This window comes from Parabacteroides sp. 20_3 (genome assembly GCF_964238835.1).
Lineage (GTDB): Bacteria > Bacteroidota > Bacteroidia > Bacteroidales > Tannerellaceae > Parabacteroides > Parabacteroides distasonis.
Map to the genome: position 1 here is coordinate 325,879 of NZ_CAXSNO010000002.1, position 12,731 is coordinate 338,609.

Sequence of the window (12,731 nt, forward strand, 5' to 3'; positions counted from 1 at the left end):
ATGAAAAAGTATGATATAAAAACAACAGATAAGGAGACTCTCAGGAAATGGTTTTACCTTATGACGCTCGGAAGGGCGATCGATGAGAAGGCTCCCTCCTATTTATTGCAATCTCTCGGCTGGTCTTATCATGCCCCGTATGCCGGGCACGACGGGATACAACTCGCCATGGGACAAGTATTCGATAAGGATACGGACTTTCTCTTCCCCTATTACCGGGATATGTTGACGGTTCTCTCGGCGGGAATGACTGCCGAGGAGATCATCCTGAATGGTATCTCCAAGGCGACCGACCTGACCAGTGGTGGCCGCCACATGTCTAACCACTTCTCTAAGATGGAATGGCATATCGAGAACGTTTCTTCCGCTACGGCGACTCACGATCTCCATGCCGCCGGCGTGGCACGGGCGATGGTTTACTATGGACAGAAAGGCGTAGCGATTACCTCGCACGGTGAATCGGCCGCTTCCGAAGGCTATGTGTATGAGGCAATCAATGGCGCCAGCAATGAGCGACTGCCGGTTATCTTTGTCTTCCAAGACAATGGATATGGTATCTCTGTCCCCAAAAAGGACCAGACGGCCAATCGTAAAGTTGCCGATAACTTCTCTGGCTTCAAGAATTTACGTATTATCCATTGCAATGGAAAAGACGTGTTCGATTCCATGAATGCCATGACCGAGGCCAAGGAGTACGCAATCGCCAACCGGACTCCCGTAATCGTTCAGGCCAATTGCGTACGGATAGGCTCCCACTCAAACTCTGATAAACATACCTTGTATCGTGATGAGAACGAGCTTACCTATGTAAAATCCGCCGATCCTTTATACAAATTCCATCGCATGCTGATTCGTTACGGACGTTTCACCGAGGAAGAATTGAAAGAGATCGCGGATCTAGCGGCTAAAGACCTGAAAGCCGCCAATCGGAAAGCGATGGCCGCCCCCGATCCCGATCCGTCTACCGTCAAGGATTACGTCCTCCCGGAACCTTATCAACCTCAGAAATACAAAGAAGGTGTTCAAAACAAGGAAGGAGAGAAAGAAACGCTAGTTACGGCGATCAACAAGACGTTGAAAGCGGAGTTCCGGCACAACCCGGATACATTTATCTGGGGACAGGATGTAGCCAATAAAGAAAAGGGTGGCGTATTCAACATCACCAAAGGCATGCAGCAAGAATTCGGTATCGAGCGAGTCTTCAACGCCCCTATCGCCGAGGATTATATCGTAGGGACAGCGAACGGTATGTGCCGCTTTGACCCGAAGATCCATGTAGTGATCGAGGGCGCGGAATTCGCCGATTACTTCTGGCCGGCCGTCGAGCAATACGTGGAATGTACGCATGAGTATTGGCGCAGCAACGGGCAATTTACCCCAAACATCACTTTGCGCCTAGCCTCCGGAGGCTATATCGGAGGAGGGCTTTATCATTCCCAGACCATTGAGGGCGCATTGACCTCATTACCCGGTGCCCGGATTGTTTATCCCTCTTTCGCGGATGATGCCGCCGGACTGTTGCGGACGAGTATGCGTTCTAAAGGCTTTACGCTCTATCTGGAACCGAAAGCGCTCTACAACGCGGTAGAAGCCTCCACCTTTGTCCCCGAGGATTTCGAGGTTCCGTTTGGGAAAGCCCGTATCCGCCGTCCGGGAAAAGATCTGACAATCATCACTTATGGCAATACGACCCATCTTTGCCTCAACGTAGCCGAGCTTCTTTACAAGGAGAAAGGCTGGGAACTGGAGGTTATCGATCTTCGTACCTTGATACCATTGGATAAAGAGGCGATCTTCAACTCGGTGAAGAAAACCAGTAAAGTATTGATCGTACATGAGGACAAGGTCTTCTCTGGCTTCGGAGCGGAAATTGCCGGTATCATCGGCTCGGAACTATTCCAGTACTTGGATGCTCCGATCCAACGGGTAGGTTCCCTATTCACTCCGGTTGGTTTCCATCCGGTCTTGGAACGGGCCATCCTCCCCAACGAGGAGACCATCTATCATGCGGCAAAAGAACTGCTGCTTTATTAGATCCACATTCGTTAAATCTTTAAAAGCATCACAATGAAAACAGGATTATTTTACGGAACGGGCACAGAGAAAACAACCTTTGTCGCCAATAAAATAAGAAAAGCTTTCGGGGAGGATCAGATCGATATCATCCCTATTGAAAGCGCATGGAAAAGAGATTTCGAGGCTTACGACCATATAATCGCAGGAACCTCTACTTGGTTCGATGGCGAGCTTCCCACCTATTGGGACGAGATCATCCCGGAACTGGTCACTTTAGACCTTAAAAATAAGAAGGTCGCTATTTTCGGTCTTGGAGATCAAACGAATTATCCGGATAATTTCGCCGATGGAGTCGGCATATTGGCGGACGCTTTCACCTCCTGTGGAGCGACTTTAGTAGGCGAGACCTCTTCGGATGATTATTTCTTTAATGCCTCCAAAGCCTTGAAAAATGGCAAACTACTAGGCTTAGTCCTCGATTTGGAAAACCAACCGGATCAAACCGACAAACGAATCGAGCGATGGGTGAAGCAATTGAAGGAGGCGTTTGGATAAAGAAGAATGCATCTTAAACTCGTAAACGAGAACTAAACAGAAAGCGTAACGAATCACTCCACGGGTTTGTTACGCCTTCATTCTATACACCTGTCTTTCATGCACATACTGTGCCAACATCTGCCATCGCCTTGGCACAGCTGTGCCACGCTGATGGCATACCCGTGCCATAGTGATGGCAAGCCCGTGCCACGCCGATGGCAAAGCTGTGCCACCTAGATGGCAAACATACTTTATTAGCGAGACACTAATTAGTTAAACATTTGACTAATCCGAGAAAAAACGCTATCTTCGCGCCCAGCAAGTTTAAAAGAATTATAAGTAATGGTAGAAGGTAAAGAATTCCGGGAACTTATGTTACAAGTTGTCCGCACACGCATGGCATTTCGTCGGTCTATGCAACGAACGCTGAAAAAGAACAACGCCGGTATAACATTTGAGATGCTTCAAATCTTGAGTTGCCTATGGCACGAACAAGGTATCACCCAACAGGTCTTGGCAGAGAGAACGGCAAAGGATAAGGCTTGTCTGACAAACCTAATGAACAATTTAGAGAAGAAAGGCTACGTCCATCGGAAAGAAGATCCCGAGGACCGGAGGAACAAACTGGTTTTCCTAACCCCGGAAGGAGAAGAATTCAAAAAGCAAATTCGCCCGATCCTTGATCAGGTTTATGTACATGCGGAGCATATTATCGGAATAGAGAACGTAGAAACCATGTTATCCGAATTAAAAGCAGTACATAATGTCCTTGAGAATATATAAAAAGCACGTATTGAGCCTCTTTTGTATGACGGTCGCTACATTTCCGGCAATCGCCCAAACCGATTCGCTCTTTTTGACCATCGACCAGCTTTTCGAGAGAGGCGTACGGCATAGTCTGCAGATCCAAGCAGACGTCTTAAAAGAATCGATAGCGCAAGAGAGAACCCATACGGCACGTTCCGCACAATTGCCAGACCTGCAAATCGGCTTGAAAGGTGGATATGTAGGGCAACCGATCCTCTTTGAGCAAGGACTCGCCCATCCGACTCGCCCGGAAGCGCCCGATTGGTCCCAGAACTATGCCATCGACCTTACCCAACCGATATACCAAGGCGGTAAAATCCGGTATTCCATCCGGAAAGCGGATCTGGAGAAAGAAGTCGCCTCTTTACAAACGCTCACAGACCAGAGTGAGATCAAGCTCGGTCTATTAAATCAATACATCGGTCTTTTCAGCCTGTTTAAACAACGTGAGGTGCTTTCCCGTAATATCGAGGAATCGGAACGCCGCCTGCAAGATATCCGGCGTATGAAAAAAGAGGGACTGATAACCAATAACGACGTATTAAGAAGCGAGATGCAATTAACCAACGACCGCCTATCCTTGCAAGAAACGGATAATAGCCTCATACTGGTATCACAGCAATTGGATATCCTGATCGGTCTCGATGAGAATCTATTGCTCAAACCAGATACCACGTTACTGGACCAAACCGTATCTTTAGAAACTTACGAAGATTATGTAGCCCAAGCCTATTCCAATGATCCGGCGATACGTCTACTCCGGAAACAAACAGAGTTAGCCCAAAATGATATACGTTTGACTAAAGCCTCCTCGCTACCCAGCCTATCGCTATATGCGTCGAACACATTGGCACGTCCAGTCTCCCGAACATTAGCGGATATGTACAATAACAACTGGAACATAGGGCTGTCGCTCTCCTACCCTTTATCCTCTTTATATAAAAACAACCATAAGATAAAGGAAAGCAAATGGATGGTCTCGTTATATAAAAACGAGGAGGAACAGAAAAAGCAGAAAATCCGTATAGAAGTGCGCACCGCGTTCTTACGTCATAAGGAGGCCCTACAAGAAGTGGAAGCCTTGAAGTTATCCGTACGGCAAGCTCAAGAGAACTATAGGATCATGCAAAACCGGTATTTAAACCAATTGGCGATCCTAACCGACTTACTCGACGCGAACTCGGTTCTCCTCAACGCGGAGCTACAGCTCACGAATGCCCGTACCCACGTGATTTACACTTACTATCAACTACAGAAGGCTTGCGGCCGTCTCTAAAAAGAAACAACGACTATGGCAAACGAATTAAAAGAGAAACATCAAAGACTAAAGAAAGTAAGGACACGGAATATAGTATTAAACTCCATATGTATCCTTTTAGCCGGTTCCGGCATTTGGTGGACAGCCAATTATTTCTGGCGTTACATCAATTATGAGGTGACAAACGATGCCTTTGTGGACCAATATATCGCCCCACTAAATATACGTGCCTCCGGCTACATAAAAGAGGTCCGTTTCAAGGAACACCAGTACGTTCACCAAGGGGACACACTTCTCATACTGGACGATCGGGAATATCGGATCAAGGTAAAAGAGGCAGAGGCCGCATTGATCGATGCCCAAGGATCACAAGACGTACTTCGTTCCGGTATCGAGACCTCCCATACGAACATCGCCGTACAAGACGCCAACATCGCCGAGGCTAAAGCCAAGCTTTGGCAACTGGAACAGGATTATCACCGATTTGGGCGGCTGCTGAAAGAAGAATCGGTCCCCGAGCAACAATACGAGCAATCCAAAGCCGCTTTCGAGGCGGCGCAAGCCCGATATCAGGCGTTGGTGGAACAAAAGAAAGCCGCTTTCTCCCAATTCACCGAAACCAGCAAGAAGACAACAGGAGCCGAGGCGGCGATCTTACGAAAAGAAGCGGATCTGGATTTAGCGAGGTTAAACCTTTCCTATACCGTTATAACCGCCCCTTACGACGGTCATGTAGGCAGACGGACCTTAGAGCCCGGACAATACGTGCAAGCCGGACAAACGATATCCTACCTCGTACGAGATAAAGACAAATGGATCACGGCCAATTACAAGGAGACCCAGATCCCCCACATCTATATCGGGCAAAAAGTACGTATCAAGGTAGACGCGTTGCCGGGAAAGATATTCAACGGGGAGGTAACCGCAATCTCCGACGCCACAGGCTCCAAATACTCATTGGTCCCGACCGACAATTCCGCCGGAAACTTCGTCAAGGTACAACAACGTATCCCGGTACGGATAGACTTGGAAAATCTATCGCAAGAAGATACGCAATACTTAAGAGCAGGCATGATGGTTGAAACAGAAGCCTTACGCAAATGATCACGATGAAAGAGCTTGGGGCACCGATCCGCCAATGGGTGCCGGACTGGTTAGGATTGATTTGCATCTTCATCGTTATCCTTCCGGTTACGATGCTAAACGGTTCGTACACCGGCAGTATGCTGGAGGTATCAAACACGCTAGGCACGAACACCGAGGATATAACCATGGGATATTACGCGGCAGCGGCGGGAATGGCGGTATCCTATCCGATTATTCCGAAGATATTAGAAGCCTTCTCTATAAAATTCTTATTGTTAGCGAATTTAGTCGCCCAGTTCTTCTTAAGCTGGATCTGTGCCCGCTCCCAGAACGCCGACATATTGATCGTCTGTAGTTTCGCGATCGGTTTCCTGAAAGGGTTTCTCATGCTGTGGTTTATCCGGTACGCACAAAAGATATTCAGCCCTAAAAATATACGTAGCCAATTCTACTCCTACTTCTATCCTTTTGTTTTCGGAGGGGGACAAGCGTCCATGCTTGTTACCGCACAGTTAGCCTACCATTACGACTGGAAATATATGTATTACTTCATGATGCTAATGATTTTATTGGCCATAGTAGTGGTAATCATCTGCTTCCGCCATAACCGGCCGATCAAGTCCATCCCCTTGGCCGATCTACACATCCGGGAAATGTTCATCATATCCACCGGATTGTTAATGCTTATGTATGTCATTAATTACGGGAAAGTACTCGACTGGATGGCATCCCCCAAGATTTGCCTTTATATCATGATCGCCCCGATATTGATCGCTTTATTTATTTGGTATCAATATCATTCGGAACGTCCGTACGTGAATCTGGCGCCTTTATACCAGCCGAAAGCCATTATCGGTTATTTCTATATGATGCTTGTCATGTTTTTCAGTACTTCGACTACCTTGTTGACCAGCTACCTGACCAGTATCTTAAAGGTAGACAGTACCCATACCTATTCCCTTTATACTTATTTGCTTCCGGGATATGTCTTGGGGGCGTTCATCTGTTTTTGGTGGTTCCGGTGGCAACGTTGGCGGTTTCGTTTCTTGATAGCGGGAGGAATGAGTTGTTTCGTCCTGTTCTTCGGGAGCCTTTATTTCGGGATCTCACCGGATAGCAGATACGAGATGCTCTACTTTCCTATATTCCTCAGGGGATTGGGCATGATGATTCTTATCATAGCTTTTGCCTTATTTGCCGTGGAAGATTTAAATCCTAAATATTTATTGTCAAACGCTTTCTTTCTCATCATTTTCCGTTCGGTACTATCCCCTATCATGGCGACTTCTTTTTACAGTAATATACTATATCGCTTGGAACAAAAATATATGTATTCCTTATCAGAAACCGTTACCCTGGCCGATCCTCTAGCCGCCTCACGCTATAATCAGGCGCTTGGCAACGCCTTGACCCAAGGGCATCCCTACGACGAGGCAGCGCAAATGGCTACCAATACACTCTATAATACGTTACAGCAACAAAGCTTATTATTGGCGTTAAAAGAGATACTGGGGTATTTATTAGTCATCTCCTTATTCATAGCGATCGTATCCCGTTTTATCCCATTCCATAAAACCATCCGTGTTACATTCGCCAAGACAGGAGATGATATGGTTTGATCAAACTATACCCGGCTGCAAATCTATCAGCCGGCATCTGCCTTTTTGTCATTTATAGTTTATCCGAAACATTTTGGCATTCGTTTTGTATAGGAATAGGCGGATCTTGAGAATGATCAGGATCAGGAATACGCACAAAATAACAATAAAAATAATAAGATATTCAGACTATGAGCAGTAAACAAGGTAACATCGGAGTAACATCGGAAAACATCTTTCCGATTATCAAGAAGTTCTTATACAGTGATCACGAAATCTTCCTTCGTGAACTTGTTTCTAATGCGGTAGACGCTACCCAGAAGTTAAAAACGCTTTCTTCCGTAGGCGAGTTTAAAGGCGAACTCGGCGATTTGACCGTACAGGTTAAGTTCGATGACAAAACGATCACGATCTCTGACCGGGGTATCGGTATGACAGCCGAGGAGATCGATAAGTACATCAACCAGATCGCTTTCTCTGGCGCCGAGGAGTTCGTTGAGAAATACAAGAACGACGCCGCTTCTATCATCGGTCACTTCGGTCTTGGTTTCTACTCCTCTTTCATGGTTTCCAAGAAAGTAGAGATCGTGACGAAATCGTACAAAGAAGGCGCTGTTCCCATGAAATGGAGCTGCGACGGTACACCGGAATACTCCTTGGAGGAAACGACGAAAGAGGATCGTGGTACCGATATTATCCTGTATATAGACGACGAGAATAAAGATTTCTTGAACAAGGATAAGATCAATGGCTTATTGACAAAATACTGCCGTTTCTTACCGGTTCCTATCGCGTTCGGCAAGAAGCAAGAGTGGAAGGATGGCAAATATGTAGATACGGACGAAGATAACGTAATCAACGACACCAAACCGGCGTGGGTTCGCAAACCGGCCGATATGACCGACGAGGATTACAAGAAGTTCTATCGTGACTTATATCCTATGACGGATGAGCCGTTGTTCTGGATTCACTTGAACGTAGACTATCCGTTCAACTTGACCGGTATCTTATATTTCCCTCGCATCAAGAGCAACATCGACTTGCATCGTAACAAGATACAGTTATATTGCAACCAAGTATTCGTTACGGATTCCGTAGAGGGTATCGTTCCTGAGTTCTTGACATTATTACATGGTGTATTGGATTCACCGGATATTCCGTTGAACGTATCCCGTTCCTATTTGCAAAGCGATCAGAACGTGAAGAAGATCTCCAACCACATCACGAAGAAGGTGGCAGACCGCTTGGAAGAGATCTTCAAGAACGACCGTCCGCAGTTCGAGGAGAAATGGGATAGCTTGAAACTATTCATCCAATACGGTATGTTGACTGATGAGAAGTTCTACGACCGTGCGGTTAAGTTCGCCTTATTCAAGGACGTCGAAGGCAAATACTTCACTTTCGAGGAATACAAGAACTTAATCAAGGACAACCAGACAGACAAAGAGGGTAACTTAATCTATCTGTATACCACCAATAAAGACGAGCAATACAGCTATATACAAGCCGCAAAGGACAAAGGTTACAGCGTCTTGGAAATGGACGGACAATTGGATGTACACTTGATCGGACAATTGGAGCAGAAGTTCGAGAAGAGCCGCTTCGTTCGTGTGGATAGCGATACGATCGATAACCTGATCCGCAAGGAAGACTCGAATAAGGTAACCTTGAGCGAGGAGCAGAAAACGGCCATGCAGGAAGTATTCAAGAGTCAGATGCCGAAATTGAACAAGACCGAGTTCTACGTAACATTCGAGGCATTGGGCGAAAACGCGAACCCTGTCATGTTGACACAAAGCGAGTATATGCGAAGAATGCGTGAGATGTCCGCTATGCAACCGGGTATGTCTTTCTATGGCGAGATGCCGGATAGCTTCAACTTCGTATTGAATACGGATCATCCGTTGATCAAGAAAGTATTAACTGAAGAGGAGCAAGCTTGCGACGAGAAGTTAAAACCGATCCTTAGCGATATCAAAGGATGGGAGGCTCGTCAAGCCGACTTACGTGAGGCTCAAAGCAAAAAGAAAGAAGATGAGATCACGGCGCAAGAGAAAGAGGATATGACCAACACCAACCATAAGCTGGATGAGCTTCGTGAGCAACGCAACCAAGTTCTCGCCGAGTACGCCGGTACGAACAAGACAGTTAGTCAGTTGATCGACCTTGCTTTGTTAGGAAACGGTATGCTGAAGGGAGAGGCCTTAAGCCAATTCATCAAACGTAGCGTAGAACTGATCGGATAAACCAATCCTCACATATATAAAAAACCGTTCCTTCTCGGGGGAACGGTTTTTTTAGTTTCAGCCCACGACATCCTCGACCACTTTCCGCAACCTATCCAAGTTCATCTCGCCGGATTGTCTCCACAAAGCCTCCCCTTTCCGTAGCAGGATAAAAGTAGGAATCGATTCCACCGTATACAAATCGGCAAGAGCGCTCTCCTCCTCGATATTGATTTGTACCACTTCTAATTTTCCTTTCTCCAATTCCTTGAACTCCTTCACGATCGGCATCATTTTCTGGCAATGAGGGCACCAATCCGCATAAAACTCAGCCATGACCAAAGCACCGGTCTCCATAACGGTCTTATTCCGCTCTTCCCTATTCAATTCTTTCTCTTTCATAACATCTTCTGTTTTAATTGTATTGATAACTCAACAATACGAAAAAACAAAATGTTTATGTTTCTAAAGAAATACTTCTTACATTTGGAGAAGAAAAACAGATTGGGTTCATATGAGGAAAATAACAGTTATCATAGCCTTATTCCTTGCTGCCATTCAGATTGTTTCCGCCCAGAAAGTAGGGTTGGTACTCAGTGGCGGCGGTGCCAAAGGAGCGGCACATATCGGAGTGATCAAGGCGCTGGAAGAAAATAATATACCGATTGATTACATTACCGGTACCTCCATCGGGGCGATTATCGGTAGTTTATACGCCATGGGATATTCCCCCGAGGAGATGCTGGAGCTGATGCTTTCCAAGGAGTTCTCCTATTGGCAAACAGGTACGGTGGAGGAGCAATATACCTATTATTTCAAGGAGCCTTACCCGACCCCGGAATTCGCGCATTTCTCCATCGATATGTCCGATTCCCTACAGATCAAGGCTAGCTTCTTACCGCAAAGCTTGATCAATCCCATACAGATGAATCAGGCGTTCATGGCCTTGTTCTCGCAGGCGACGGCAAAGGCGGGGTGGAATTTCGACAACCTGTTTGTCCCTTTCCGTTGCGTGGCCTCGGATATATATACTAAAAAGCCGATCATCTTTAAGAATGGGGATCTGGGAGACGCCGTACGTGCCTCCATGACTTTCCCGTTTTTCTTCCAGCCCATATGGAAAGACAGTATTCCTTTATTCGATGGAGGTATCTACGATAATTTCCCGGTAGGCCCGATGAAAGACGCGTTCCACCCGGATTTCATTTTCGGATCGACGGTATCGGGAGGGAATAAAAAGCCTTCGGAGAATCCTTATAACCAGATCGAGACCATGATCATGCAAAAGACCGATTACGAGGTACCGGAGGAAGATGGCATGATGATTAAATTCAGTTTTCCCACCGTCTCCTTATTGGATTTCCAGAAAGGTAAGGAGCTTATGGACATCGGGTATAAACGTACCCTTTCCATGATCGACTCCATCAAGCAACGGGTTCCCCGGGAAGTGCCTTTAAATGAGGTTACCGAAAGAAGAAAAGCCTATAAAGAGAACCTTCCCCCGCTGATCTTCCGCAATATTTACGTGACGGGCGTATCCGAGGCCCAGCGTAAATACATAGAGGCCCAATTACACAGGGATATCAATAACGAGTTCTCCATGGAAGAGTTCAAGCGGGCTTATTTCAAGATGCTGACCTATTCCAAGATTAGGGAAATCATGCCGCATGCCGTTTATAACCGGAAAGAGAAGAAATTCGATCTTTACCTGGACGTGAAGATGAAAGAAGAGATCACGGTTGGCTTCGGTGGAAACGTATCGTCTCATCAAGCGAATCAATTATACCTAGGATTGGGGTATCAATATCTGGGACGGTTCGCCGCCGACGTAAACTCGAACTTTCAAGTGGGTAACTCCTTTAGTGGTGTCATGTTGAGTGGCCGGATGTACCTGCAAACGCAAATCCCCACTTATTTAAATTGGCAAGGAGTCTTCTCGGACAAGAAATACACGGAAAGCCAATCCCTCTTTTATGAGGATATAGTGCCCGCCATGATTAAGCAGAAAGAACTGTACATGAAACTAAAATTAGGCTTCCCCTTCCTCAACCATGCGAAAGCGGAGATCGGGTTCGCCTACGGACGGTTGAACGATTTCTATTTGCAGAGCACCACGATACCTTTCCCGAACGCCTCTTTCGACCATAGCTGGTACGATTTATTCAGCGGCTCGTTAAGTATCGAGCAAAACTCACTCAACACCAAACAATACCCGATAAGCGGAAAACAGCAATTCCTAATCGCCCAATACGTAACCGGTACGGAGAAGTATACCCCATCCCCCACTTCCGCCACGACGGAAGCCCCGATTGGTCGCAAAGTGCATAGCTGGCTGCAACTGAAAGGGCGCTGGAACCAATACCAGACGCTGAGCAACCGTTTCAACTTAGGTTATTTGGCGGAAATGGTCATATCCAGCAAGAACCTCATGAATAACTATACGGCTAGCGTATTACAGGCCCCGGCGTTTACCCCGACACCCCATAGCGAGATTGTATTCAACGAGGCGTTCCGGGCGAACCAATATGTGGCTTTTGGGCTTTCCCCGATCTTGAAGTTAAGCAAGCTTCTGCACTTCCGGTTGGATATGTATGGCTTCGCTCCACTCTATGAAATACAAAAGACGGTGCCGGAAAACAACCCGTATGTCGGAATCCCGCATTATGGTAAGTTTTTGCACTCGTTTAATTATATGGGTGAAGCGGCGGTCGTATTGCAATTGCCATTCTTATGTATCAGTCTGTACGCCAACGGATACAGTTATCCGAAGGAGAATTTCAACTTTGGCTTAAACATTGGTTATCTGATCTTCAATCCAAAAATGTTAGATTAAATTCGCAAAAAAGTAGTCGAAACGTTTGCATATTTAAAACAAAAACGTACCTTTGCACTCGCAATCACGAAACAATGGCCGCGTAGCTCAACTGAATAGAGTAGCTGACTACGGATCAGCCGGTTACAGGTTTGAATCCTGTCGCGGTCACCATTCGAAGATAGCAATAGAATATATCTTGGCTCCTTAGCTCAACTGAATAGAGCATCTGACTACGGATCAGAAGGTTAAAGGTTTGAATCCTTTAGGAGTCACTTGAATATTCAAATTCATTTACAGATTGGCTCGCTAGCTCAACTGAATAGAGCATCTGACTACGGATCAGAAGGTTATAGGTTTGAATCCTATGCGAGTCACTTGAGAATCCTTAT

Annotated in this window: 9 protein-coding genes and 3 tRNA genes; 11 read left to right on the top strand and 1 reads right to left on the bottom strand. The window is 46.2% G+C overall.

The window, feature by feature from the left end; genetic code table 11:
- From ACESPU_RS05205 to htpG, 7 genes are all read left to right on the top strand, one after another.
- Window positions 1–2,034 (top strand): thiamine pyrophosphate-dependent enzyme, encoded by a 2,034-nt coding sequence (locus ACESPU_RS05205; RefSeq protein WP_122369407.1) that lies wholly within the window; start codon window positions 1–3, stop codon window positions 2,032–2,034.
- Between the two features lie 33 nt (window positions 2,035–2,067).
- A complete protein-coding gene (locus ACESPU_RS05210; protein WP_005857641.1) occupies window positions 2,068–2,571 on the top strand; it encodes a flavodoxin in 504 nt (167 codons plus the stop codon).
- A 324-nt stretch (window positions 2,572–2,895) separates the two neighbouring features.
- Window positions 2,896–3,336, top strand: a complete 441-nt coding sequence (locus ACESPU_RS05215; protein ID WP_005857644.1) for a MarR family winged helix-turn-helix transcriptional regulator — start codon at window positions 2,896–2,898, stop codon at window positions 3,334–3,336.
- A complete protein-coding gene (locus ACESPU_RS05220; protein ID WP_195205823.1) occupies window positions 3,317–4,636 on the top strand; it encodes a TolC family protein in 1,320 nt (439 codons plus the stop codon). Before ACESPU_RS05215 ends, ACESPU_RS05220 begins: the two co-directional genes overlap by 20 nt.
- 15 nt (window positions 4,637–4,651) lie before the next feature.
- Window positions 4,652–5,722 carry an HlyD family secretion protein gene (locus tag ACESPU_RS05225; RefSeq protein WP_057316940.1) on the top strand — a complete coding sequence of 357 codons (1,071 nt, stop codon included), beginning with the start codon at window positions 4,652–4,654 and terminating at the stop codon, window positions 5,720–5,722.
- Window positions 5,719–7,323 carry an MFS transporter gene (locus tag ACESPU_RS05230; RefSeq protein ID WP_250788413.1) on the top strand — a complete coding sequence of 535 codons (1,605 nt, stop codon included), beginning with the start codon at window positions 5,719–5,721 and terminating at the stop codon, window positions 7,321–7,323. Before ACESPU_RS05225 ends, ACESPU_RS05230 begins: the two co-directional genes overlap by 4 nt.
- Window positions 7,324–7,493: 170 nt before the next feature.
- On the top strand, window positions 7,494–9,548 hold the full coding sequence (gene htpG / locus ACESPU_RS05235) for a molecular chaperone HtpG (protein WP_122297270.1): 2,055 nt from the start codon (window positions 7,494–7,496) through the stop codon (window positions 9,546–9,548).
- Between the two features lie 57 nt (window positions 9,549–9,605).
- On the opposite strand, the gene ACESPU_RS05240 is transcribed toward htpG, so the two are convergent.
- Entirely contained in the window at window positions 9,606–9,929 is a 324-nt protein-coding gene (locus ACESPU_RS05240; protein ID WP_005857654.1) for a co-chaperone YbbN, read from the bottom strand.
- A 112-nt stretch (window positions 9,930–10,041) separates the two neighbouring features.
- On the opposite strand from ACESPU_RS05240, the gene ACESPU_RS05245 reads away from it, so the two are divergent.
- The 4 genes from ACESPU_RS05245 to ACESPU_RS05260 all read left to right on the top strand — a co-directional run bounded on the left by ACESPU_RS05245 (window position 10,042) and on the right by ACESPU_RS05260 (window position 12,716).
- The gene (locus ACESPU_RS05245; protein WP_005857656.1) at window positions 10,042–12,360 is read left to right on the top strand and encodes a patatin-like phospholipase family protein; all 2,319 of its coding nucleotides are present in this window, start codon (window positions 10,042–10,044) and stop codon (window positions 12,358–12,360) included.
- Window positions 12,361–12,436: 76 nt separating this feature from the next.
- Window positions 12,437–12,513 (top strand) — tRNA-Arg (locus tag ACESPU_RS05250).
- Between the two features lie 27 nt (window positions 12,514–12,540).
- Window positions 12,541–12,614, top strand: a tRNA-Arg gene (locus ACESPU_RS05255).
- Window positions 12,615–12,642: 28 nt separating this feature from the next.
- Window positions 12,643–12,716: transfer RNA gene (locus tag ACESPU_RS05260), tRNA-Arg, on the top strand.
- Window positions 12,717–12,731 lie beyond the last annotated feature (15 nt).

Bases quoted from the DNA above. Each gene is read 5' to 3' on its own strand.
- ACESPU_RS05205 (WP_122369407.1), top strand. From the start codon at position 1: ATGAAAAAGTATGATATAAAAACAACAGATAAGGAGACTCTCAGGAAA.
- ACESPU_RS05210 (WP_005857641.1), top strand. From the start codon at position 2,068: ATGAAAACAGGATTATTTTACGGAACGGGCACAGAGAAAACAACCTTT.
- ACESPU_RS05215 (WP_005857644.1), top strand. From the start codon at position 2,896: ATGGTAGAAGGTAAAGAATTCCGGGAACTTATGTTACAAGTTGTCCGC.
- ACESPU_RS05220 (WP_195205823.1), top strand. From the start codon at position 3,317: ATGTCCTTGAGAATATATAAAAAGCACGTATTGAGCCTCTTTTGTATG.
- ACESPU_RS05225 (WP_057316940.1), top strand. From the start codon at position 4,652: ATGGCAAACGAATTAAAAGAGAAACATCAAAGACTAAAGAAAGTAAGG.
- ACESPU_RS05230 (WP_250788413.1), top strand. From the start codon at position 5,719: ATGATCACGATGAAAGAGCTTGGGGCACCGATCCGCCAATGGGTGCCG.
- htpG (WP_122297270.1), top strand. From the start codon at position 7,494: ATGAGCAGTAAACAAGGTAACATCGGAGTAACATCGGAAAACATCTTT.
- ACESPU_RS05240 (WP_005857654.1), bottom strand. From the start codon at position 9,929: ATGAAAGAGAAAGAATTGAATAGGGAAGAGCGGAATAAGACCGTTATG.
- ACESPU_RS05245 (WP_005857656.1), top strand. From the start codon at position 10,042: ATGAGGAAAATAACAGTTATCATAGCCTTATTCCTTGCTGCCATTCAG.